Source organism: Serratia marcescens, from assembly GCF_001902635.1.
Lineage (GTDB): Bacteria > Pseudomonadota > Gammaproteobacteria > Enterobacterales > Enterobacteriaceae > Serratia > Serratia marcescens_F.
Window position 1 is genome coordinate 115575 of the sequence record NZ_MJAO01000001.1, and the last position, 23813, is coordinate 139387.

At 55.0% G+C, this 23813-nt stretch carries 26 protein-coding genes and 1 tRNA gene; 17 read left to right on the forward strand and 10 right to left on the reverse strand.

The window, feature by feature from the left end; translation table 11 throughout:
• Positions 1-15: 15 nt before the first annotated feature.
• The 3 genes from BHU62_RS00595 to BHU62_RS00605 all read right to left on the reverse strand — a co-directional run bounded on the left by BHU62_RS00595 (position 16) and on the right by BHU62_RS00605 (position 2136).
• Positions 16-711 carry a molecular chaperone gene (locus BHU62_RS00595; RefSeq protein WP_073528663.1) on the reverse strand — a complete coding sequence of 232 codons (696 nt, stop codon included), beginning with the start codon at positions 709-711 and terminating at the stop codon, positions 16-18.
• Positions 712-760: 49 nt separating this feature from the next.
• Entirely contained in the window at positions 761-1345 is a 585-nt protein-coding gene (locus BHU62_RS00600) for a fimbrial protein (RefSeq protein WP_073528664.1), read from the reverse strand.
• Positions 1346-1521: 176 nt separating this feature from the next.
• A complete protein-coding gene (locus tag BHU62_RS00605; protein ID WP_073528665.1) occupies positions 1522-2136 on the reverse strand; it encodes a helix-turn-helix transcriptional regulator in 615 nt (204 codons plus the stop codon).
• 404 nt (positions 2137-2540) lie between these two features.
• On the opposite strand from BHU62_RS00605, the gene BHU62_RS00610 reads away from it, so the two are divergent.
• Positions 2541-3338, forward strand: a complete 798-nt coding sequence (locus tag BHU62_RS00610; RefSeq protein ID WP_073528666.1) for a winged helix-turn-helix domain-containing protein — start codon at positions 2541-2543, stop codon at positions 3336-3338.
• Positions 3339-3821: a hypothetical protein gene (locus tag BHU62_RS00615; protein WP_073528667.1), complete on the forward strand. Its 483-nt coding sequence runs from the start codon at positions 3339-3341 to the stop codon at positions 3819-3821.
• Positions 3822-3913: 92 nt separating this feature from the next.
• On the opposite strand, the gene BHU62_RS00620 is transcribed toward BHU62_RS00615, so the two are convergent.
• Together BHU62_RS00620 and BHU62_RS00625 are read right to left on the reverse strand one after the other, a co-directional pair.
• On the reverse strand, positions 3914-4129 hold the full coding sequence (locus BHU62_RS00620) for a hypothetical protein (protein WP_016928277.1): 216 nt from the start codon (positions 4127-4129) through the stop codon (positions 3914-3916).
• A 228-nt stretch (positions 4130-4357) separates the two neighbouring features.
• Positions 4358-4445 (reverse strand) — tRNA-Ser (locus BHU62_RS00625).
• Positions 4446-4673: 228 nt separating this feature from the next.
• On the opposite strand from BHU62_RS00625, the gene yccA reads away from it, so the two are divergent.
• Positions 4674-5333 carry an FtsH protease modulator YccA gene (gene yccA / locus BHU62_RS00630; protein WP_004928091.1) on the forward strand — a complete coding sequence of 220 codons (660 nt, stop codon included), beginning with the start codon at positions 4674-4676 and terminating at the stop codon, positions 5331-5333.
• Between the two features lie 111 nt (positions 5334-5444).
• On the forward strand, positions 5445-5774 hold the full coding sequence (tusE, locus tag BHU62_RS00635; protein WP_073528668.1) for a sulfurtransferase TusE: 330 nt from the start codon (positions 5445-5447) through the stop codon (positions 5772-5774).
• Positions 5775-5808: 34 nt separating this feature from the next.
• On the opposite strand, the gene yccX is transcribed toward tusE, so the two are convergent.
• Entirely contained in the window at positions 5809-6087 is a 279-nt protein-coding gene (yccX, locus tag BHU62_RS00640; protein ID WP_073528669.1) for an acylphosphatase, read from the reverse strand.
• A 93-nt stretch (positions 6088-6180) separates the two neighbouring features.
• Between yccX and rlmI the strand changes: the two genes are divergently transcribed.
• Together rlmI and hspQ are read left to right on the forward strand one after the other, a co-directional pair.
• A complete protein-coding gene (gene rlmI / locus BHU62_RS00645; protein WP_073528670.1) occupies positions 6181-7371 on the forward strand; it encodes a 23S rRNA (cytosine(1962)-C(5))-methyltransferase RlmI in 1191 nt (396 codons plus the stop codon).
• A gap of 60 nt (positions 7372-7431) precedes the next feature.
• Complete coding sequence (gene hspQ / locus BHU62_RS00650) at positions 7432-7749, forward strand: heat shock protein HspQ (protein WP_073528671.1); 318 nt, start codon at positions 7432-7434, stop codon at positions 7747-7749.
• 58 nt (positions 7750-7807) lie between these two features.
• Here the strand turns inward: hspQ and BHU62_RS00655 are convergent, their stop codons facing one another.
• Positions 7808-8221 carry a CoA-binding protein gene (locus BHU62_RS00655; protein ID WP_073528672.1) on the reverse strand — a complete coding sequence of 138 codons (414 nt, stop codon included), beginning with the start codon at positions 8219-8221 and terminating at the stop codon, positions 7808-7810.
• Between the two features lie 255 nt (positions 8222-8476).
• Between BHU62_RS00655 and BHU62_RS00660 the strand changes: the two genes are divergently transcribed.
• Entirely contained in the window at positions 8477-9142 is a 666-nt protein-coding gene (locus BHU62_RS00660; RefSeq protein ID WP_073528673.1) for a DUF2057 family protein, read from the forward strand.
• 121 nt (positions 9143-9263) lie between these two features.
• The gene (locus tag BHU62_RS00665) at positions 9264-9722 is read left to right on the forward strand and encodes a methylglyoxal synthase (RefSeq protein WP_073528674.1); all 459 of its coding nucleotides are present in this window, start codon (positions 9264-9266) and stop codon (positions 9720-9722) included.
• Positions 9723-9755: 33 nt separating this feature from the next.
• Here the strand turns inward: BHU62_RS00665 and helD are convergent, their stop codons facing one another.
• Complete coding sequence (gene helD, locus BHU62_RS00670) at positions 9756-11810, reverse strand: DNA helicase IV (RefSeq protein WP_073528675.1); 2055 nt, start codon at positions 11808-11810, stop codon at positions 9756-9758.
• A gap of 166 nt (positions 11811-11976) precedes the next feature.
• Between helD and BHU62_RS00675 the strand changes: the two genes are divergently transcribed.
• The gene (locus tag BHU62_RS00675) at positions 11977-12429 is read left to right on the forward strand and encodes a YccF domain-containing protein (protein WP_073528676.1); all 453 of its coding nucleotides are present in this window, start codon (positions 11977-11979) and stop codon (positions 12427-12429) included.
• A 26-nt stretch (positions 12430-12455) separates the two neighbouring features.
• Complete coding sequence (gene yccS / locus BHU62_RS00680) at positions 12456-14591, forward strand: YccS family putative transporter (RefSeq protein WP_073528677.1); 2136 nt, start codon at positions 12456-12458, stop codon at positions 14589-14591.
• Positions 14592-14607: 16 nt separating this feature from the next.
• Here the strand turns inward: yccS and BHU62_RS00685 are convergent, their stop codons facing one another.
• Entirely contained in the window at positions 14608-15252 is a 645-nt protein-coding gene (locus tag BHU62_RS00685) for a TfoX/Sxy family DNA transformation protein (RefSeq protein ID WP_073528678.1), read from the reverse strand.
• Positions 15253-15481: 229 nt separating this feature from the next.
• Between BHU62_RS00685 and sulA the strand changes: the two genes are divergently transcribed.
• The gene (gene sulA, locus BHU62_RS00690) at positions 15482-15988 is read left to right on the forward strand and encodes an SOS-induced cell division inhibitor SulA (protein ID WP_073528679.1); all 507 of its coding nucleotides are present in this window, start codon (positions 15482-15484) and stop codon (positions 15986-15988) included.
• A gap of 357 nt (positions 15989-16345) precedes the next feature.
• Positions 16346-17434, forward strand: coding sequence for a porin OmpA (gene ompA / locus BHU62_RS00695; RefSeq protein WP_073528894.1), 1089 nt, complete (start codon positions 16346-16348; stop codon positions 17432-17434).
• Positions 17435-17523: 89 nt separating this feature from the next.
• On the opposite strand, the gene matP is transcribed toward ompA, so the two are convergent.
• Complete coding sequence (gene matP / locus BHU62_RS00700) at positions 17524-17982, reverse strand: macrodomain Ter protein MatP (RefSeq protein WP_019454505.1); 459 nt, start codon at positions 17980-17982, stop codon at positions 17524-17526.
• A gap of 209 nt (positions 17983-18191) precedes the next feature.
• Between matP and BHU62_RS00705 the strand changes: the two genes are divergently transcribed.
• The 5 genes from BHU62_RS00705 to fabF all read left to right on the forward strand — a co-directional run bounded on the left by BHU62_RS00705 (position 18192) and on the right by fabF (position 23758).
• On the forward strand, positions 18192-19940 hold the full coding sequence (locus BHU62_RS00705; protein WP_073528680.1) for an AAA family ATPase: 1749 nt from the start codon (positions 18192-18194) through the stop codon (positions 19938-19940).
• A 68-nt stretch (positions 19941-20008) separates the two neighbouring features.
• A complete protein-coding gene (gene fabA / locus BHU62_RS00710; protein WP_019454507.1) occupies positions 20009-20527 on the forward strand; it encodes a bifunctional 3-hydroxydecanoyl-ACP dehydratase/trans-2-decenoyl-ACP isomerase in 519 nt (172 codons plus the stop codon).
• Positions 20528-20818: 291 nt separating this feature from the next.
• Entirely contained in the window at positions 20819-21826 is a 1008-nt protein-coding gene (locus BHU62_RS00715) for an acyltransferase family protein (RefSeq protein ID WP_073528681.1), read from the forward strand.
• Positions 21827-21956: 130 nt separating this feature from the next.
• Positions 21957-22484, forward strand: coding sequence for a winged helix-turn-helix transcriptional regulator (locus BHU62_RS00720; RefSeq protein WP_073528682.1), 528 nt, complete (start codon positions 21957-21959; stop codon positions 22482-22484).
• Complete coding sequence (gene fabF / locus BHU62_RS00725) at positions 22481-23758, forward strand: beta-ketoacyl-ACP synthase II (protein WP_073528683.1); 1278 nt, start codon at positions 22481-22483, stop codon at positions 23756-23758. The genes BHU62_RS00720 and fabF overlap by 4 nt, the downstream gene beginning before the upstream one ends.
• The last annotated feature ends 55 nt before the right edge of the window (positions 23759-23813 follow it).

A 23813-nucleotide genomic window follows, 5' to 3' on the forward strand; every position in this document is an offset into this window, starting at 1 on the left:
TATTGTTCTTTCAGGTTAGTGTGCGGTGATGGCTTTGGACTTGTAAGCCCCCAGATCGTCGATATACATCAGGTCATAGCGGACGTTTTCACTGACCGATCGTTTGCTGGCGGCAAACTGGGTGGAAAACGGCGCCACCATGAGCGAGTCCACCAACAGATGCTTATCCGCACCCTGGCCGATATTCGCCACCGTGATGAAATAAGGGCTGTTGTTGACCACCTTGAACCCTTTGCCGTTGGCTTGCAGCGTCAGTTTTTCCAGTGCGTTTTCTACGCCGCGCGTTAGCGCCTGTGGGCGGTAGAACAGTTTGATGCGCGACTTGATCGCCAACTGCAGCGTATTGGTGCCTTGCAGGTTTTCCGGCGTAGGTGGGATATCCAGCACATTGAGGTAGAACACCGATTCACGATCCGTCGCCAACGCGGCGCCGACCTTCTGAATTCGCAACTGCTGCCCGCTGTTGCCGTTCACTTTCACCACCGGCGGCGACAGCAAAAACGGCACGTTGGCGGTTTCCGGGGTGGAATTGATATCGCCGTCGTCGATCCATGCCTGAACCAATGAGGGGTCGGCGCCATTATTCAGCAACTGGACAATCACATCCTTGTTGTTTGCCGGGTAGATCACCCGTGTGCCGTTAACGACCACATTGGCCTGAGCGCCAACGGAACCGAGCAACAGCACCGCCATCATCACGTATTTCTTCATCGTTCCCCCGGGTGGCCAGGCCCAATCACGGGCCTGGCTGTCAGCGTGATTACAGGTAAGAGATGGTGTAAGTCACGTTGGAGCTCAGAGCGCCCACTTTTGCCGCTTCGGCGTTGGTTTTGTAGTAGTACGCATCCAACGTCAGGGTTTCCGAATCCGGTGCCGTTTTGTCGCCCATAATGTCGGTGACATAAGGCACATTCAGCTGGATCGGCGTGGAAGAACCGGTTTCCGCCAGGGAGAAACCTACGTTTTTCGCCACGGAAGCGTCGTTCTCGTTAACCGAATTGTTCAGCAGGTATTTGCCGTCGGTGGAAATGTTATCCGCGGAGGAGAAGTAAATCTTCAGCGGGGTGCCTGCGCTACCGGCCGCCGGCGAACAGCCGGAGAAGGTCAGCGAGAAGGACTTCTTGTTCTTGGTGATTGGCCCAACGGCGGCGCCTGCATCAGTCACTGAGATCGGGCTCAGCGCCACGGTGAAGTCCGCGCTTTTGCCGCCGTTGATGGTACAGGTGGTGTCGGTGATGGCACCGGTAAAGTTAATGACGCCACCGGCGGAATTGTCTTCAGCAAAAGCCGTAGGCGCAGCGACCGCGGCCGCCATGATTGCAACAGAAAGCATCTTCTTCATCATGAGATAAGACTCCATAACAGTTTGGTTTGAGAGAATAAATAAAAATGGCCGCTGCCGGCGGGATGAAGTCATCCCTCCCCGTTATGCAGAGACAAAAGATCAACCACATTCCTGTTTTTATACAATTAAGAAATAACGTGATGCATAAATCCGGGATATAAGCGAGAAATAGCCCCCTACACCTCACCTATGAAACCGGAAGAAATTCCCAATAAATTATGCACCCGATTTTCCAACCCCATTTTCCGTAATGCACTGCATTTTTGCGTGCTGACGGTTTTCACGCTTTTGTCCAGCATTCTGGACACCTGAGTCACCGTATAGCCGAAAGAAAGCAAATGAAGCGTTTCCACTTCACTTTCCGTCAGACAATGTTTCGCTGCGCAGCCAGGTTCATTATCATCGGTGTTTTCTTGCCGCACTGAACGTTGAGACATATCGCTCAACAGCAAAGCCAGCGTTTTATTTATGCCGGAGACGCTTCCTTTTTTGTTGAGCACCACAACATCACGCCGTGAAATGCGACATAACAAACGACGCCGCTCTTCCGTCGCAATAAAGATCTTTAGGCCATGAATAGCCGCTAATAACGCCGCCGTCATACTGAAACGCAGTATGCTTTTCACCGCATCATCGACAATGAGAATATCGTGGCAATGTCGCCCTACAACCAAAGGCAGATCGTCATAGCAGGTAATAATGTGATCTTTGTGAAAAACCCTTGGCATCAATATTCTTTTGATCGCCTCTCTGAAAAACAGATTTTCAGTCACGATACCGATACTGAGCATATTACTCCCATCCATGGCTTAAGAGGAGTGCCCCCTTGTTACAGCAAGAGGGGTACTTTTAAGGAAGATTCTCATTACCATCCACGCATAAATAATAAGCTATCGGCGCAGCAAAAGCCCATCCCGTACAGCCAGGATAATTCTGCATCAAACCGCCGAATACAGAAAGATTATTTTTTATAACGCAAATTATAATTATAATAATCTATAAATATTTATAAAATCAGCATAAACATCCAAAAAAGCCAATACATTAGCGCCATATACAGGGATTGCATCCGAAGGGAAAATAAAAACGCACCGCAATTCATTTATGATTTCCGCCATAATCCTTGACCTCCCCACCTTTTACCTAAATACTAGCCGCGCACTGGACGCCTATATCTTTATAAAAACCTGCAGATATGAAATACATTATCGATCTCTGCGTGATCTATGACGCAAACACCTGTTATCTCCAACTCATTGATAACGATGAGTCATCGATACGAATATCCAACCCGGCCTCACGGCTGTTAATTGAAATGCTGACTCATCCAAATATCCCATTGAAACGTGAGATGTTGATAAAAAAGGTATGGGAAGAGTATGGTTTTTCAGGTTCATCGATCAGCCTCAATGTGGCCGTCAGTGAAATAAGGAAAGCATTCAAACTGCTGGGGAGAGAAACCTCCCCGATAAAGACCCTGGCGAAAGTCGGTTTTTGCTTCACCGCCATGATTGATATTTACCCATCACCGCAGGTAATCGTTAACGAAACGCCGCCTTCTTCCGTTCCAGCACCGCTTTCGCTCCTCCCTCCGGCTGCCGAACCCCATAACCCGCCAGCGCAGAAAAAGGCAAAAATTAGCGCTATTGCCGCTATCTGCGGCATATTTATACCGCTGGTGATCGTAGCAGCGCTCTATCCTATCGAACCGGCTGATCAACCTCGAGAAAAGTTAATTCCGTTAGGAAAGAAAGGACACTGCACCTTGTATTCTCTGGATGCGGATAAGCATATTGATGACGAACTGGAAAAAAGCATGGTTAACCAGGCGTTAGAAAGCAGCGGCGTTGATTGCATAAACAGTAAGGCGGATATCTATTTCTCCTCCGTAAAACACACGTTGACTTATAACACTTTTCTCGGGGCGTGTTATCTCGGATCGCAAGAACAATATACCCAGTGTGTTACCTACAAAATTCTCAACGGAAAATAAATGGCCGTATTGCACAATCCCAAAACACTGATTATCGGATTTTTGGCAGTGATTCTCTTCATTGTCCTGTTTCGTATCTTAACGCCCGCCGCGCCTGTGCATATGAATTGCCAAGCCGATACGATAACGACAAAACGATTAGCTTCAGGCGATGATCTGGAATTAAAAATGACGGGCAGTTTATTCATCTATGACGAACATCACGCCATGATTGTTCAACGCGGGGACATTACCGTGGGTGACAAAACTTATAGCCTGGATAGAAAAATAAACTTTGATATAAAGAGGTTAGATCACGGATTTTACATGACTACTCACCGAGAAATCAGCAAGACCCCCGATGACAACGCACCGGATGAGCTGACCAAGGAAATACCCATGATCTCTCTCGGCATCAAGAACGGCGTTTTTTCGATGCGTAAAGTTCGACAGGATGCATACATCGTACATGGCGTGCTTTTCCCGGTAACGCTATGCCGTTAACCGGAGAACAGCATACAGCAAAGAGACCGCTGCGAAGCACAATGGGGCGCGCTCGTGGCAAACACGCCCCCGATACCGGTTGGGGAGGATGACTATTTTACCGACATATCCGTACGGACGATGCCATGGTTTTTCATCACTTCTTCCATGGTGAGGTTCTCGTCATACGGCGTATCGTCCACCACGACGTCTTGCGGGCGCACATAAGGTTTAGTCGCGCGTTTGAACATCCACCACCATACGAACACCAGAAAAGCGCCGGACTTCAGAAAAATCATGGTCCATAGGGCGACTTGATACCAGTTCATCTCTGTCTCCATAAGAGCATTACGTGAAATCAATAAGGCGGCGTTGATTATCGCGCCGATAACGCCTGACAAAAACAGGTGCTCGAGCGGCCAGCCTTGATACCTGCATAATCTCACCGATGCATAGCCCTTATCAATAGCCGATCGCGTTTCCTGCAAGCGCGCCTCTGATTCTCAGCACGCAAAAGCAAAAAACCCCGCGCTCAGAGAGCGCGGGGTCAGAATGTATGGCGGAGGAGCAGAGATTCGAACTCTGGAACGGTTTCCCGTCGACGGTTTTCAAGACCGTTGCCTTCAGCCACTCGGCCACCCCTCCGCAACGGAGCGCACTATAAACAGAGCTTATTCGCTTGTAAAGCCCGGCAGGGTTCAACCGCGCGAAAAATCGGCGGAGGCGGCGCAAGCGGCGAACAAATGCGCAATCACGCCCTCGCTGTTGCGGCAATGATAACTAAGGGTAAAGATTGGTAAACAAACTTTAATCAAACGCTTGCGCTGCCTATCATCGGGATTATTTTGTGATGGCTTGATAAGAGAGAGCATTATGGACCGCATTGTCGTCTCATCTTCCTCGCGCGACTCGCTGCTCAGCACGCATAAAGTCCTGCGCAACACCTATTTCCTGTTATCCCTGACCCTGGCGTTTTCAGCCCTGACCGCGACCGCCAGCACCATGCTGGGCCTGCCGGCACCAGGCTTGCTGCTGATGCTGGTCGGTTTCTACGGACTGATGTTCCTGACCCATAAGCTGGCCAACAGCCCGGCGGGCATTCTGGCGGCGTTCGCGCTGACCGGTTTCATGGGATACGCCCTCGGCCCGATCCTCAGCTCGTTCCTGAACGCCGGCGCGGGCGATCTGATCATGCTGGCGTTGGGCGGCACCGCAGCGGTGTTCTTCTGCTGCTCGGCGTATGTGCTGACCACCCGTAAAGACATGTCGTTCCTGTCCGGCATGATGATGGCCGGTTTCGTGGTGCTGTTGGTCGCGGTGATCGCCAATCTGTTCCTGCAGATCCCTGCCCTGCACCTGGCGATCAGCGCGTTGTTCATCCTGTTCTCCGCCGGCGCGATCCTGTGGGAAACCAGCAACATCATTCACGGCGGCGAGACCAATTACATTCGCGCCACCGTCAGCCTGTATGTGTCGCTCTACAACATGTTCATCAGCCTGCTGAGCATTCTGGGCTTCGCACGCAGCAACTAATGGTGCACAACGCATGCCTTCCAAGCCCCGCTCCGGCGGGGCTTTGTTTTTTGCCGACGAAAAAATTTGCTAAACTGGCGGCCGTTCTGAATTATCCGTTATCGAGGCAGTATGTTGGAGTTTGAAGGTCAGGTTATCGACACTGACGCACAGGGCTATCTGAAAAACAGCGCCGACTGGCATGAAGGCCTGGTGCCGCTGCTGGCCGCACAGGAAGAGATCGTGCTCACCGAAGCACACTGGGAAGTCGTGCGCTTCGTGCGCAACTTCTATCAGGAGTTTAATACCTCGCCGGCCATTCGCATGCTGGTCAAAGCCATGGCGCAAAAATACGGCGAAGAAAAAGGCAACAGTCGCTACCTATATCGCCTGTTCCCGAAAGGGCCGGCCAAACAAGCCACCAAAATCGCCGGGTTGCCGAAACCGGTAAAGTGCATCTGATCGTGCTGTCCGCCGCAGCGCTGCCGGCGGGCGTTTAATAGCGAATACCGAACCCGACGTAATCGGCCGCGCCCTGCGGCTCCACCAGCACGCGTTCGACGCGCGCGCTGCGCGGGCCGCCCTGTTTCAGCCACGCCACCAATTTGTCAACCTGCGCCTGCGCGCCGCAAGCCACCACCTGAACGCTGCCGTCATCGAGGTTGCGCGCGTAGCCGGTCACCCCCAGCGCCTCGGCCTGCCGCTGAGTGGAATAGCGAAACCCTACGCCCTGCACCACGCCATACACATACGCAGCAATGCAAACTTGTGTCATAATCGCCCCCTTAATTCAGTTTTCGTTATGGCATTGCCGTGCCTTCGCACCGCCGTGTCACTCTTTCTATCCTAGCTGGCAGCATTATTAATTATGACCGTACGCCTGTTTCTCGCCAAAGGACGTGAAAAGTCCTTACTCCGTCGCCACCCTTGGGTGTTCTCCGGCGCCGTTCAACGCGTTGAGGGCAAAGCCCTCTCCGGTGAAACCATCGACATTCTCGACAGCCAAGGCAAATGGCTGGCTCGCGGCGCCTATTCGCCCGAGTCGCAGATCCGCGCACGCGTCTGGACTTTCCAGCAGGATGAAGAGATTAACATCGATTTCTTCATTCGCCGCCTGCAGCAAGCGCAAAGCTGGCGCGATTGGGTCGCACAGCGCGACGGCCTGGACGGTTACCGCCTGATCGCCGGCGAGTCCGATGGCCTGCCAGGCATCACTATCGATCGCTTCCAAAATTTCCTGGTGCTGCAACTGCTGTCCGCCGGCGCCGAATACCAGCGCCCGGCTCTGCTTTCCGCCCTGCAGCATTGCTACCCGGAATGTTCGATTTACGATCGCTCCGACGTCACGGTGCGTAAAAAAGAGGGCCTGCCGCTGGCGCAAGGCCCGGTGCTGGGCGATCTGCCGCCGGAGCTGCTGCCGATCACCGAGCACGGCATGAAGCTACTGGTAGATATTCAGCAAGGACACAAAACCGGTTTCTACCTCGACCAGCGTGACAGCCGCCTGGCGGCGCGCAACTACTCCGCCGGCCGTCGGGTACTGAACTGCTTCTCTTACACCGGCGCCTTCGCCGTCTCCGCTCTGATGGGGGGATGTGCACAGGTGATCAGCGTGGATACCTCGCAGGCGGCGCTGGACATCGCCAAGCAGAACGTTGAGCTCAACAAGTTGGATCTGAACAAGGCGGAGTTCGTTCGCGACGACGTGTTCCAACTGCTGCGCAACTACCGCGCCCAAGGCGAGAAGTTCGATCTGATCATCATGGACCCGCCGAAGTTCGTCGAGAACAAGAACCAGCTGGCCAGCGCCTGCCGCGGCTACAAGGACATCAACATGCTGGCACTGCAGCTGCTGAATCCGGGCGGCATTCTGCTCAGCTTCTCCTGTTCCGGGCTGATGCCGACCGATCTGTTCCAGAAAATTTTGGCCGACGCCGCTGTAGATGCCGGACGTGATGTACAATTTATAGAGCAGTTCCGGCAGGCTGCCGATCACCCGGTGATCGCAACGTATCCTGAAGGGCTGTACCTGAAAGGATTCGCTTGTCGGGTGATGTAACTTGAAATGCGCTGCTTTGCCCCCATATATGAGCAAGGCATTGTTTCTCAGGAGGTCATCATGATTGCCAGCAAATTCGGTATCGGACAACAGGTTAGGCATAAACTGCTGGGGTATTTGGGCGTCGTGATAGATATCGACCCGGAATACTCTTTGGAACAACCCAAAGCTGACGAAATAGCGGCGAACGATGAACTGCGTTCCGCCCCTTGGTACCACGTGGTGATGGAAGACGAGGAAGGCCAACCGGTGCACACCTATCTGGCGGAAGCGCAGCTGGATAGCGAAACCCAGGAGGCACACCCCGAGCAACCATCGCTGGATGAATTGGCGGAATCCATCCGTCACCAGCTACAGGCGCCACGCTTGCGCAATTGACCGCGCCAAGACCTGAGAAACTCCAAGAGGGCCTGGCATCACGCCAGGCCCTTTTTATTCAGCGCTCCAGCCCCAAACGCGGGATGTCGATTTTCGGGCAGCGATCCATCACCACCCGCAACCCGGCCTGTTGCGCCAGGGCGGCCGCCCGCTCGTTAATCACCCCAATCTGCAGCCACAGCGCTTTGGCACCGATCGCTATCGCCTCTTGCGCCACGCCGTAAGCCGCTTCCGAATTGCGAAAAACGTCAACCATGTCCACCGGTTGCGGGATAGCGGCCAGCGTAGCGTAAACCTGCTGCCCCAACAGCGTCTGCCCCGCCAGTTTTGGGCTGACCGGGATCACCTGATACCCTTGCGCCAACAGGTAAGCCATCACCCCATAGCTGGGTCGCGCCGGGTTATCGCTGGCCCCCACCAACGCAATGGTTTTGACCTGCTGCAACAGCTCGACAATTTCTTGATCTTGCATCTTAAACTCCCGTTTATCACTGCGTCGTTCACCACTCCGAGTGTAACCGATCGTCATTCTCTCGGCTAAACACAACGCGGGGGAAACTTCAGCGTAATCTTATGGTCAGAGGCTCTCGCGGTTCAGCCGCGCATGGCCGTGTCTAATCGCGATAAAATATGTAAAAATGTAAACAGAATACCCGCTTGAAAAATTTTGACACAACCTGTGCCGTGTTCAACACTTAGAGCTACGTCACTTTATAAGGAGATAATGATGAAATTTGGTCTGGTGGTTGCGGCTTTGCTCAGCATCAGCATGCCTGCCGCGGCTACGACCCTGAAACTCTCCCCGGACATCGACCTGCTGGTGGTCGACGGCAAGAAAATGACAGGTTCGTTGTTAAAAGGCGCCGACAGTCTTGAACTGGATGGCGGACAGCACCAACTGCTGTTTAAAGTGACCAAAACCGTCCGTTCCGGCCAGCATACGCAGGCCTATGCGTCCCTGCCGCTGGTCGCCACCTTCAATACCCAAAAAGTCAGCCAGGTGGCGATCGAATTGCCGCGCATCGAAAACGATCGTGACGCGCAACGCTTTGACAAAACGTTGAATTATTTGGTGGTCGATAAAGATGGCAACGCCCTGCCGTTCAAACATGATGTGCTGCACCCCAACAGCGTCACCTTCAATGCCGATTTGGAAAAGGTGATGACGGATTACAACCGTCAAAATCGCCCGGCCTCCGTCCCGACCTTCATTCAGGCGAACTCCGGCAGCACCTCTTCGTCGCCGTTGGCCGGCGCGCCGTTGAATGCCCCGACGGTAACGCTAAAAGGGGAAAACGTGTCGGAGCAGATGCTGCAATATTGGTTCCAGCAAGCGGACAAGGAAACGCAGAAACGCTTTCTGCGCTGGGCCAATAAGCAACCGGCTCACTGACTTTCCCGGCGCCTTTGGCCGCAAAGGCGCCTTTTCTTCGCATTTTCAGGCGCAAACGCTAGGCAGTGAAAAACAGTTTCAGTAATCTGTCGCACATCCCCGATTAGCGAAGGACACCGAGATGGAATTGACCACCCGCACTATCGCCGCGCGCAAGCACATTGCGCTGGTGGCGCACGATCACCGCAAACAGGCCCTGCTGGAGTGGGTAGAAAGCCACAAGACCCTTCTGGCGCAGCACCAGCTGTACGCCACCGGCACCACCGGCAACCTGATTCAACGCGCCAGCGGCATCCCGGTAATCAGCATGCTGAGCGGCCCGATGGGCGGCGATCAGCAGGTCGGCGCATTGATTGCGGAAGGCAAGATAGACATGCTGATCTTCTTCTGGGACCCGCTGAACGCGGTGCCGCACGATCCGGACGTGAAAGCGCTGTTGCGACTGGCGACCGTATGGAATATCCCGGTGGCCACCAACCGCTCGACCGCAGATTTTCTGATTGACTCTCCGCTGTTCAAAAGCGCAGTAGAGATCGCCATCCCCGACTATCAGCGCTATCTGCAAGAGCGCCTGAAGTAACCTTCCCGGCCTGGCTACCGCCAGGCCTGATTCTCACGGTTTTTTCTGCACCGGCACGCCAAGATCCCGCAGGTGCTCGACGAACACCGAAGGGCGCTCGCGATCCTGCAACAGCCACACCTGGTGTTTGGCGCGAGTCAACGCGACGTACAGCAGGCGGCGCTCTTCTGCATCGGGGAAATCTTCCGGCTGCGGCAGCAACACCTCTTCCAGCACCGACTCGCGCGCCACGGCGGGGAAGCCGTCGCGCCCCTCATGCAACCCGGCGATGATGACGTATTCCGCCTGCTGCCCCTTGCTGGCGTGGATGGTCATAAATTCCAGATCCAGCTTGGGCCAGCGGGTAGCCGCCTTCGCCAACGCTTCCGGTTTCAGATGGTGGTAACGCGCCAGCACCAGGATGCGCTCATCCGGCTTGGCGTAGCCGCTCAGTTTGTCCAGCAATGGTTCCAGCTGTTCGTGCGGCAGGATCGCCACCGACTTTTTGTTGCCCTTGCTCAAGCTGTTGAGCGGTTTTTTCAACTGGTGCGGGTTCTGCTGAACGAAACGGTTAGCCACCTCGCCGATGCGTTCGTTGAAGCGATAAGTGGTGTCCAGCGCGCACTGTGCCCCTTCGCCGAAATTCGTGGCGAACGCGGTGGTTAACGTCAATTCGGCGCCGCTGAAGCGATAGATCGCCTGCCAGTCATCCCCCACCGCGAACAGGCAGGTTTGCTTATTCTGCCGGCGCAGCGCCGCCAGCAACAGCGCGCGCTGCGGCGAGATATCCTGAAACTCATCGACCAGAATATGTTTCCACGGGCTGACGAAGCGCCCCTTGTCGAGTATGTTGACCGCCTGATGGATCAGGCCGGAGAAGTCCACCGCCCCCTCCTCTTTCAACGCGCTTTTCCAGGCTTTCAGCAGCGGCGCCATCAGCCGGATGCGTTTCGAGAACAGATCGCGGATCTCTTCGTCCGCCTGCTCAATCATCTCAGCCTGGCTACCGCCGTGCATGCGCATCAGCCCCAGCCAACGCTCCAGCCGGCCCGCCAGCCGATCCGCCAGGCGTTTATCCTGCCAGAAGTCGCCTTCCGGCACCTCCCATTCCAGTTCTTCGTCCAACCATTGACGCCACCCTTTGGCCTGCGCTTTCTTCTCCGTGCACTGCTGGCGCCAATGGGTAATCAGTAACGCTTTGCGCGCTTTGGCATCGGTTTCCAGCCGGCTGATAGCCGGTGCCTTGCGGCTGCCCTGCTGGATGATCTGCAGCGCTAACGCATGGAATGTTTTGGCCTGAATGCCGACATCGCCCATCCGCTCTTTGATGCGGTCGTTCATCTCACCGGCGGCCTGACGGCCGAACGCCAACAGCAGGATTTGCCCCGGCTCCGCCTCCTGACGGCGCAGCAGCCAGCCGGCGCGCGCCACCAGCACCGAGGTTTTGCCGCTGCCGGCGCCGGCTAACACCAGCACCGAGTCTTCACCGTTGACCACCGCACGGCTCTGCGAGTCGTTGAGCGGCGAACTCTCGACGGTCTGGAAGAAGTCGTGGTGTTGCTCCAGCATACGCTCGGCCCACTGGCGGTTGCGCTGTTCGACGCTGCGCGCCCCCTGTTGCAGCCATTGCAGGCACAGATGGTAGTCGGCGCGGCAGTTATCGAATTCATCCAGGCGCGCCACCGGCATCGGCAGCGCGGAGAAAGCCTCGCGAATTTGCTGCTGCAGCTTGCCCAGCTCGGACTTTTTGAACCATTTATCTAGCTGTTCAATGCGCTGGATCTGCGCCACCTGCTGCTGCAGCACGCCGGCGCTGACCTCGCTCATTTCGGCGCTCCACTGCTGCCACGCCTGCTGCAAATAGTGATGAAAGCGCTGTGTTTCCTGCCATTCTGTGCCGTGCAACCGCACCACTTTTTCGTCCGGCAATTCAAACTCCAGCTCGCCCCAGACGATGCCGCGCTTGCACCTGACCTGAATCAGCTGATTGAAAGGGATCAGGTATTCATGTTTCTCCCCGCTCACCTCAACGCCGGCGTGCAGCAACCGCACGCGGTTATAAGGGTGCTGAGCCAGGTGTTTCCCCAGCGATGTCGCTTTAAGTTCCATATCGTCGCGCCATAACTATATTGAGATTAAATAACGGATATCTGCCAGTTTACCTGCGATAAGCAGTGGCACTCTAGCGCTAAAAAAAGGGTAGAATAGATTTTGCGTTTTTATCGTGAATACGCCCGCATCGCGGTTTGGCCATCATTAGAGCAGAATGACGTCTATGCGTACTGTACTGAATATTCTTAATTTTGTGTTGGGTGGTTTCTTCACCACGTTGGGTTGGCTGATCGCCACGGTGTTCAGCGTGCTGCTGATCATTACGCTGCCGCTCACCCGCTCCTGCTGGGAAATCACCAAGCTGTCGCTGGTGCCGTTCGGCAACGAGGCGATGCACGTCGATGAACTGTACCCGGAAAAAAGCAATGCGCTGCTCTCCGCCAGCGGTTCACTGCTCAACATTATCTGGTTGGTGCTGTTCGGCTGGTGGTTGTGCCTGTCGCACATCGCCGCCGGTATTGTGCAGTGCGTTTCGATCATCGGCATTCCGGTCGGCATCGCCAACTTCAAAATTGCCGCCATCGCGCTGTGGCCGGTGGGACGCCGCGTCGTCTCGGTAGAAATGGCTCAGCAAGCCCGTATTGAGAATGCTCGCCGCCAATATCATCAGCGTTAATTTTTTCTCCGTTTGAGGAGTTTTTCGTGCTCTCTTTTGCACCCGCAGTTCGTCGTTATGCCTATAACAGCAACCTGCTGTATCACCTGCGTATCTTGATTGCGCTGACCGGCACCGCCGCCGTTCCCTGGTGGCTGGGCATTCCCAAGCTGACCATCCCGCTGACGCTGGGGGTGGTAGCGGCGGCCCTGACCGATTTGGATGACCGCCTGACCGGCAGGCTGCGCAACCTGCTGATCACGCTGGTGTGCTTCTTTGTCGCCTCCGCGTCCATCGAGTTGCTGTTTCCCTACCCCTGGCTGTTCGCCCTTGGCTTAACCACCTCGACCTGCGGTTTTATCCTCCTGGGCGCTTTGGGGCAGCGCTATGCCACCATCGCTTTCGGCGCGCTGCTGATCGCGGTTTACACCATGCTCGGCGCCTCAATGTACGATGCCTGGTACCAGCAACCGCTGCTGCTGGTGATTGGTGCACTGTGGTACAACCTGTTGACGCTGGCCGGCCACCTGCTGTTTCCCATCCGGCCGCTGCAAGAAAATCTGGCGCGCTGCTACGATCAGTTGGCCAACTACCTGGACGCCAAAGCCAACCTGTTTGATCCCGACGCCGAACGAGACGCTGATCTGCCGTGGATGGATGTCGCGATGGCCAACAGCGCGTTGGTCGCGTTGCTTAACCAAACCAAAGCCTCGCTGCTGACGCGCCTTAAGGGCGACCGCGGCCAACGCGGCACTCGCCGCACCCTGCACTACTATTTTGTCGCACAGGATATCCACGAACGTGCCAGCTCTTCCCACGTTCAATACCATGCGCTCAGCCGACAATTCCGCCACAGCGACATTCTGTTCCGCTTCCAGCGTTTGCTAAGCATGCAGGCGCGCGCCTGCCGCCAGCTGGCGCAATCGATCCTGCTGCGGCAGAAATACCAGCACAACCCGCGCTTTGAGCCGGCGTTCAACCGTATTCAGGAGGCGTTGGCGCGCATCGCCGAGACCCAGGGCAATACCGAGCAGACCAAAGCGTTGGCGCATCTATTGAAAAACCTGCATGCGATCGATGCGCAGTTGGCCAATATCGAGTCGGAGCAAACGCTGGCCAGCGGACAAGCGGAAGAGAACAGCCTGGCGGACGACCGCTTAACCGGCTGGAGTGACATCCGCCTGCGTATCAGCCGCCATCTGACGCCACAGTCTGCTCTGTTCCGCCATGCGATCCGCATGTCGGCGGTATTGTGCGTGGGGTACGCCTTCATTCAATTCACCGGCATGCAGCATGGTTACTGGATCCTGTTGACCAGCCTGTTCGTCTGCCAGCCGAACTACAACGCCACCCGACGTCGCCTGGCGCTGCGCATCATCGGCACTCTGGCCGGTATCCTGATCGGCTTGCCTATCCTCTACTTCGTGCCTTCGTTGGAAGGACAGCTGGTGTTGATTGTCATCACCGGCGTCCTGTTCTTCGCTTTCCGCACCGTCCAGTATGCGCACGCCACCATGTTCATCACGCTGTTGGTGTTGCTGTGCTTTAACCTGCTGGGAGAAGGGTTCGAGGTGGCGGCCCCGCGCGTTTACGATACGTTACTGGGCTGCGCCATCGCTTGGGCGGCGGTCAGCTTTATCTGGCCAGATTGGAAATTCCGCCAACTGCCGGCGGTGGTAGATAAAACGCTGAATGCCAACTGCCGCTATTTGGATGCCATTCTGGTGCAATACCATCAGGGTAAGGATAACGGCCTCGCGTACCGTATCGCGCGGCGGGACGCCCACAACAGCGATGCGGAACTGGCTTCGGTTATCTCCAACATGTCCGCCGACCCCAAAGCCGACAAAGCGTTGCAGGAAGCCGCCTTCCGCTTGCTCTGCCTGAATCACACCCTTTTGAGCTATATCTCGGCCTTGGGCGCGCACCGCGAACAATTGAATACACCCGCCACGCTCGAACTGCTCAATGACGCCGTGTGTTACGTGGATGGCGCCTTGCATCAGGAAGAACAAAACAGCCAGCGCATTGCGCAGGCATTGGAACAGCTGGCGGAACGCATTCGCAAAGCCGTTCCGGAACCCGAAAGCAAAGAGCAATTGGTGTTGCAACAAGTGGGACTGGTGCTCGAACTGCTGCCGGAACTCACGGCACTGCACACCCAGATAAATAAGGCCGTCTAATTATTCAGGGCCCGACCTATGGGCCCTGAATAACCGGTTCATGCCCATGGCGGCGCATCGCCATCGTGTGATCAAACCAGCGCACCAGTTCATTGCGCAACTCGGCCGGCAACGCCGCCTGGTGATAACCGGCTAGCGCTCCCCCCAACGACAACAGCACCCGCAGCCCCAGATTGGTCTGCTGTTTCAGCAAGCGGAGATAGCTGCGTTTAGCGCCGTGCAACCGCAGATCATAGGCGTTGCGAATACCCGCGCGCCACAGCAAGCGCTCCATATTGACGTCGATATTCGGCAGCGCCTTCAACCTGCCGTGATCGCCGGCTTTGAGCCGCTGCTCTCGGCGCGTTTCCCTGATGGCCTGCCAGGCCAGCCCGATCAGTTCGTTGCGCTCCCGCCACAGCGACTCGTCAACCCAGTAATAACGCAGGGTGATGGGGACACCGCGTTTTGAGTAGACCATATTGACCATTCCCCGGGCGCGAAAGACCGGCTCCATGCTCGCCGTTGCCCGCAAGTACAGCTCGCCTTCCGCTATCACGGCGAACATTACGCCCTCGGCCAGCAAACCATAACCGCCGAACTGCGATCGCGTGGTGATGGCCCCCAATGCCGCAAAGCAATTTTTAGCCTGTGCGATTCTTCTCTTCGACGTCCTTTTCATAGCGTTCCTCCGTTTTAGATTTCGGTCGTATTATTTCTCTCATCAATTAAAAAAGTAACGTGAACAACTAATTAGAAAAATACGCACTATCTTACTGCATGCCAATCACAAAAAACGCCGGTACAAAAAATGATCGCAATTATGCGAGTCGCTACGAAAATTTGGGTTGATCTTATCCTAAATCGCAGATACTGTATAAACATACAGTAACACGACGGGCGGGAACTTTATGCGTACTCAATCACTCTACCAACCTCATTTTAGCCATGGCGCCTTTACAGCGAACAACACTGCGAAGAACACGGATGTCGACAAAGAGAATGGCCTGATCAGTGAACTTGTTTACAACGAGCGTCAGCCCGCAGTCGCCCAACTGCTGCTACCCTTGTTACAGCAATTGGGCAAGCAGTCTCGTTGGCTGCTGTGGCTGACGCCGCAGCAAAAGTTAAGCAAACAGTGGCTGCAACAATCCGGTCTGCCGGTGGATAAAATGGTGCAACTGAGCCAGATCAGCCCGGTGAATACGGTCGAAGCGATGGAAAAAGCCCTACAAACGGGGAATTACAGTGTGGTTCTCGGCTGGATCCCCGAGCTAACCGAGGAAGATCGTCTAAAATTAAGACGTGCTGCAGAATTGGGCTGTGCCTACGGGTTTATCATGCGTCCTCAACGTGACATTGGCCCGACTCACGGACACTGTTCCACCCTAAAAATTCATTCTTCTTTGTATCATTAAGTAAATTTCGGATTTTTCCCACCATTTTCGTAGCCCGTAAAGGGAACCTTTGTAGAGTCAGGCAGAAAGCGAGTCCGGCTGCGGTTTGGCGAGAGAATTCGCCCGCCGGGCAGCTGATTTTTTAGGCTAAGAATGTTAGCAAATATGTACGATTCCACGTTTTTTTTTAGAGCTTTATCACATCACACTTGTAACTTTCGCGCCACGTTGTAGACTTTACATCGCCAAGGTTGCTCTATAACGTCAGAAAAACTGGCGAGTAACAAACGAGGGCTTAAACCTTGGCGAAGGAATTTAACCAAGGGCTTAAAACAGCTTTAAAGCTCATTGCCTATTTGGATGATAACGAGGCGCAAAATGAAAAAGACAGCTATCGCATTAGCAGTGGCACTGGCAGGTTTCGCTACCGTAGCGCAAGCCGCACCAAAAGATAACACCTGGTACACCGGTGCTAAACTGGGCTGGTCCCAGTACCATGATGTTGGCTTCTACGGCAACGGTTACCAGAACGGTATCGGCAACGGCCCAACCCACAAAGATCAACTGGGTGCTGGCGCGTTCCTGGGCTACCAGGCAAACCAATACCTGGGCTTCGAGCTGGGCTATGACTGGCTTGGCCGTATGCCTTACAAAGGCAGCGTGAACAACGGTGCTTTCAAAGCGCAGGGCGTTCAACTGGCAGCTAAACTGAGCTACCCAATCACTGACGATCTGGACATCTACACTCGTCTGGGTGGTATGGTATGGCGTGCAGACTCCAAAGCTAACTACAACAATGGTAGCGCTGGCCGTCTGAGCAACCACGACACCGGCGTTTCTCCGCTGGCTGCTGTTGGTGTTGAATACGCACTGACCAAAAACTGGGCAACTCGCCTGGACTACCAATTCGTAAGCAACATCGGTGATGCAGGTACCGTTGGTGCGCGTCCAGACAACACCATGCTGAGCCTGGGCGTTTCTTACCGTTTCGGTCAGGATGACGTAGCAGCTCCAGTTGTTGCTCCAGCTCCAGCTCCAGCTCCAGTTGTTGAAACCAAGCGTTTCACTCTGAAGTCTGACGTGCTGTTCAACTTCAACAAAGCAACTCTGAAGCCACAAGGTCAGCAGGCTCTGGATCAGCTGTACACCCAGCTGAGCTCCATGGATCCTAAAGACGGTTCCGTAGTTGTTCTGGGTTACACCGACGCCGTTGGTTCCGCTCAGTACAACCAGAAACTGTCTGAAAAACGCGCACAGAGCGTTGTTGACTACCTGGTCTCCAAAGGCATCCCGTCAGACAAAATCTCTGCACGTGGCATGGGCAAAGCTGATCCAGTTACTGGCAACACCTGTGGCTACAAAGCTGGCCGCGCTACCAAAGCTCAGATCGACTGCCTGGCTCCAGATCGTCGCGTAGAGATCGAAGTTAAAGGTATCAAAGACGTTGTAACTCAGCCTCAGGGCTAAGTTTACTCGCCTAACAAAAAACCCCGCGCTGCGGGGTTTTTTTTGTCCTGCTGTTATCAAAGCATGTAACGAAGCCGCACCGCCCTCGCTTACTTGGGCTCTTTGCCGAGAATCGCCTTCAAATCTTCTTTCAACGACGACATCTGATTCGCATACTTCTCTTTGCGTTCAGCATCTTCGATAAGCTGCACGACGGTTTCCGACAGCGTGACGCCGCGGCGGCGCGCCAGAGCCGCCAAACGTTGCCAAACCAAAAACTCCAAATCGATAGATTTTTTACGCGTATGTTGGTGTTCTGCGTTAAAATGACGCTTGCGGCGGGCGCGGATCGTTTGCTTCATCCGGTTATCCAGTTCCGGATTCATGTGGGCGGCAATCCATGCAAGTACCTTTACCGGCTCATTTTCCAGCTTCAGCAGCTCGTTAACCGCTTCCTGAGCAGCGCTGTTTTCAATGTAGCGGGTAATGAGTTCCCCTTCCCGGTGTTTCTTTACCAGGTACTTCCATTTCCAACCGCTCTCCAGATTTTCCAGTTGCTGATATTTCATCTTGAGCTCTTCAGTGACCGCGTAACTTCAATAAGCATAACAGCTTTGCGCCGAATTTCCCCGGCAATTAAGCCGTCTTTTAGACTGTTTTTTGCACAGTCATCGCGCGATGTCAAACTCCCTGATACCAACTGGCACTCCGCATGTATCAAGCTGCCGTTATTCTTGTATAATCGCCCTTTCCCTTTTTAACGATTGCATCTAACACTTTGACCAATAACCGACTTGAATGGCAATCTTTATTGCCGGACGTAACGCCTTATCAGGCGATATTTGATACCGCCGCTCAGTTGGCACCCGTGCCCTTTTCCGCCATTCAGCCCCGGTTGGAAAATGCCCTGACGCTATTTTGCCACCCTCAATCACCACCGCGTTTCATGCTGTTGAAAGCGCAAGAAACGCGCGAATACCTGGAACTGATCGCTAACGCCGTCACGCCGCTATTGCCGAAAAACACGGCATGCGGCGGTAGCCACTACGCCATTCAGGATGGCAAGGTGAGTGTTGCCCCCGCCAGCCGTGGCGACGAGCCTTTCGCCGCCGGCGGTGCTTGCCTGTTCCAGGAATGGGTTGAACCGGAGCAGCTGTTCGGTTGCGTGCGGATCCACAACGGCGAGATCACCCTGCAACCGGGTCTGGTACACCAGGCCAACGGCGGCGTTTTGATTCTGTCGGCCCGCGCATTGCTGGCTCAACCGCTATTGTGGTTACGGCTAAAGCAGATGATCGGCCAGCGCCAATTCCATTGGGTTTCGCCAGACGAGACCCGTCCACTGCCGGTGGTCATTCCGCCGATGCCGCTGGATCTGCGGCTGATCGTGGTGGGTGACCGTCACGGTCTGGCCGATTTCCACGATATCGAGCCGGAACTGAGTGAACAAGCGATCTACGGCGAATACGAAGACGACCTGCAGCTGACCGAAACCGACGATATGGCGCAGTGGTGCGGCTACGTCAACGGCGTGATCGCCGACCAGCAGTTGCCTATGTTGGCAGCCGACGCCTGGCAGCCGCTGATCGTCCAGGCGGTGCGCCACAGCGGCGATCAGGGTATTCTGCCGCTCTCACCGGTTTGGCTTGGCCAGCAGTTGGCCGAGGCGGCATTGTATGCCGAAGAGGATCGTATTACGGCCAAAGCGTTCGAAGCGGCGCTGAATGCCCGCGAATGGCGAGAAAGCTATCTGGCCGAACGTATGCAGGATGAGATCGAACTGGGTCAGATCCTGATTGAAACCGAAGGTGAAGTGGTCGGGCAGATCAACGGGTTGTCCGTGCTGGATTATCCTGGCCACCCTCGCAGTTTCGGCGAGCCCTCGCGCATCAGCTGCGTCGTGCATCTCGGCGACGGTGAATTCACCGATGTTGAGCGCAAAGCCGAACTGGGTGGCAACCTGCACGCCAAAGGTATGATGATCATGCAGGCGTTCCTGATTGCCGAACTGGATCTGGATCAGCAGCTGCCGTTCTCCGCTTCGATCGTCTTCGAACAATCCTACGGTGAAGTGGACGGCGACAGCGCCTCACTGGCTGAGTTGTGCGCATTGGTCAGCGCCCTCTCGCAGCAGCCGATCACGCAGCAAGTCGCCGTCACCGGCTCTGTCGACCAATTCGGCAATGTACAGCCGATAGGCGGCGTTAACGAAAAGGTCGAGGGTTTCTTCGAAGTTTGTCTGCGCCGCGGCCTGACCGGCAAACAGGGCGTCGTATTGCCCATCACTAACGTGCGCCACCTGTGCCTGCGCCAGGATGTCGTCGATGCAGTGCGCGAGGGGCAATTCCACCTGTGGGCGGTAGAGAGCGCGGCGGAAGCCTTGCCTTTACTCACAGGTTGCCTCTACTCTGACGAACAACAGCCGAATCTGTTGGCGGCCATTCAGGAACGGATTGCGCAGGTGAACCTGCAGGAACGCCGCCATCCGTGGCCGCTGCGCTGGCTCAACTGGTTCAACCACGGCTGATCGGACTTGTTCAGCGTACACGTGTTAGCTAACCTGCGTCCTTCATTAAAATAAGGCTTACTGAGAACATGGTAGATAAACGCGATTCCTATACGAAAGAAGACCTCGAAGCATCCGGCCGTGGCGAGCTGTTCGGCGCCGGTGGCCCACCGTTGCCGGCAGGTAACATGTTGATGATGGACCGCGTGGTCAAGATGACCGAAGACGGCGGCACTCACAACAAAGGTTATGTGGAAGCGGAGCTGGATATTAATCCGGACCTATGGTTCTTCGGTTGCCACTTTATCGGCGATCCCGTTATGCCTGGTTGCCTGGGCCTGGATGCAATGTGGCAGCTGGTCGGTTTCTACCTCGGTTGGTTGGGTGGCGAAGGCAAAGGCCGCGCGCTGGGTGTTGGTGAAGTCAAATTCACCGGCCAGGTGCTGCCGACCGCGAAGAAAGTCACCTATCGTATCAACTTCAAGCGCGTCATTACCCGTAAGCTGATCATGGGTGTCGCCGATGGTGAAGTGCTGGTTGACGGCGAAGTGATCTATACCGCCACCGACCTGAAAGTGGGCCTGTTCAAGGACACCGCAGCGTTCTGATCGCGCTGACGAGAAGGCGACCAACGCCTTCTCTATTCCAAGGTTCGTTGCATGCCGTCACGCTCAGCGTGGCGGCATTTCTTATTTTCTTTCTCCTGCTTTCCCCCTCTTTCCCTCTGGGCCTTTTGGGCGCCCGAAACGCGTGACCGGGCTTCACAAATCGATAATTACGGAAATGTCTTATTCTACCGTGAGATCCCCTGCGTCTATGATTGAAAAATAATTAGCCAATGAATTATAAATTTCACCAACATTCACTGTGCTTTATTTTACTGATGGGATAAGGAAAAAATGGAGAATAACAATCGTCTGTTATGGATGGACACCCTGCGCGGCTTGAGTATTCTGCTGGTCGTAATGCTACATAACGCCTACTCCCTCGCGGGTGGTGCCAGCCATATTGGCACTGTCTCCGACTTTATTAATACCAATGTTATTCCCATGCGCATGGAGATCATGTTTTTCCTTTCAGGCATATTCGTCAACCACAGCCTGCAGAAAGGAAAGAAAGCGTACCTGACCGGCAAGTTGAAGAACATTCTTTATCCCTTTTTGATCTGGGTCGCTATTTATGGCGCATTGCGGATCATCTTCTCCGGCATGGTCAACAACCCCGCCAGCCCGCTGAGCGTGATCTACACGCAGCTGACCGGCGGCGGCGACATCACCTGGTTCCTCTGGACCCTGATGGCGTTCTTCCTGCTGGTCATCCCGCTGCGCAAGGTGAACGTAATTGTCGTTCTGGCACTGTGTATCGCCGCATACTATTTGCTGCCGCTCAGAGAGGAAGATCTCTATAGCGGTTATAATCCTTACCATTTGCGCTATGCGGCCTACTACTTCCTTTTCTTCTATCTCGGTGACTTTATGTCACGTAAGAATTTCAATATTATCGGCTCATTGGAGAATCGGCTGATCGTATTCCTTGCCTTCAGCGCCTGGGGCATATTGATGCTTACCGTGTATTTTAAGCATCATGATAATATTTTGATGATCCCCCTTACCCTGCTGTCAATTGTGGCACTGATTTACATGACAAAATATATCAATAATCGGGCCATCAACTTCATTGGGCAAAACTCTATCGTCTTTTATCTGACGCACTATCTTATTATTCAGTTCTCTTCGAAGATGATTAAAGTCGATCAGGATAATGCGCTGTTGGGCGATATAAAGTATCTCATCACACTGGGGTTGGCTTTGGGCATACCCTACATTATCGCCCGTTACCGAAACGCGTTTTCCCTCTTGTCTCTGCCCTATGCTTACCCGAAGCGGCCAAAGCAACAAACCGGCTGAACGAAGGTTCTCTCAACACCCGGCATCAATACAAAAGCGGTTTTTTTGCTCCCAGTGATTCTCTTGCTCCTCAAAATCATCTAATCTGGATTAGAGAGTAACTACAATTACTGTATCCAGTGAGAGTGACATGCAAAAAACCCGCTTTAGCGATGCACCTTGCCCAGTCGCGCGTTCATTGGACCGTGTCGGCGAGTGGTGGAGCATCCTGATCCTGCGCGATGCCTTTCAGGGGCTGTCCAAATTCGACGAATTCCAGCAAAGTCTGGGGATGTCGCCCACACTGCTGGCCCGCCGCCTGAAGGATCTGGTGGCCCACGGCATTCTGTATAAGCAACGCTATCAAACTCGACCGGTGCGCTACCACTACTTGCTCACCGAGCGCGGCAACGATTTTTTCCCTGTGCTGGCGGCCCTTTCACAATGGGGCAATCACCACCTGACCGACGGCGCCGTCAGCGCATTGTTGGTCGACGGCCGCACAGATCAACCGATTCAGGTTCAGTTAATCAATCGCGATACCCAACAGCCGGTGCCACAGCAGTTCATCACGCTGGCGCCCGGACCGGCGGCCGGTGACGGCATACGTCAGCGCGCCGAGCTGATGCGGTGTCGGCGTCTCGCAGATTTTCCCGAATTGACCAAGGAGTCATCATGAGCAATCGTCGTATCGTTATTACCGGCATGGGCGCCGTTTCGCCGTTAGGGTGCGGAGTAGAAACAATCTGGCAACGTTTATTACGCGGAGAATCTGGCATTCGCCCGCTGTCTGATGCGATCGTCGCAGATTTGCCGGTCAAGGTCGGGGGCCAGGTGCCTGAACTGGCGCAAGATGCCGAAGCGGGCTTCACTGCCGACGCCTCCGTCGCCCCCAAGGACCAAAAGAAAATGGATCGCTTCATTCTGTTTGCCATGGCAGCGGCGGATGAAGCCATTCGTCAGGCTGGCTGGATAGCCGATACGGAGGAAAAACAAGAGCGCACCGCCACCGTCATCGCCTCAGGCATTGGCGGTTTTCCGGCGATCGCCCAGGCGGTGCGCACCACGGATAGCCGCGGCGCCAAACGTCTGTCGCCATTCACCATCCCCTCTTTCCTGGTCAATCTGGCTGCCGGTCACGTTTCGATCAAACACCACTTCAAAGGCCCGATTGGCGCACCGGTTACCGCCTGCGCTGCCGGTGTGCAAGCCATTGGTGATGCGGTGCGGCTGATCCGCAATGACGAGGCCGATATCGCCCTGTGCGGCGGCACCGAAGCCGCTATAGACACCGTCAGCCTGGGGGGATTCGCTGCCGCGCGCGCCATGTCCACCGCACCGGCCGAGTCGGCGCGACAGGCCTCCCGGCCTTTCGACACGGCCCGGGACGGGTTCGTCATGGGCGAAGGCGCCGGCATGTTGGTGATTGAAACCCTGGAGCATGCGCTGGCACGCGGCGCCACCCCGCTGGCGGAAATCGTAGGTTATGGCACCAGCGCAGACGCCTACCACATGACATCCGGCGCAGAAGACGGCAACGGTGCCTATCGGGCGATGAAAATCGCGCTGAAACAAGCAAACGTCACCCCAGATAACGTGCAACATTTGAACGCACACGCGACCTCCACGCCCGTAGGCGATTTGGGCGAAATCAACGCGATCAAGCACCTGTTTGGTACGGCAGGGACTGTCGCCGTGACCTCAACAAAATCGGCAACCGGACACCTCCTGGGTGCCGCAGGCGGGCTGGAAACCATCTTTACCGCGTTGGCGCTGCGCGATCAGATTGCACCCGCGACGCTGAATCTGGATAACCCCGATCCGGCAGCGCAAGGATTGCATTTGGTAGCGAAACAGGCTGAATCGATGAACATGACCTACGCCTTATCAAACGGCTTCGGCTTTGGCGGCGTGAATGCGAGCATTTTGCTGAAACGCTGGCGGGATGCATAACTCCCTGAAACTAAAACCTCCGCCAAAGGCGGAGGTTATTCCTTTTATTTGACAG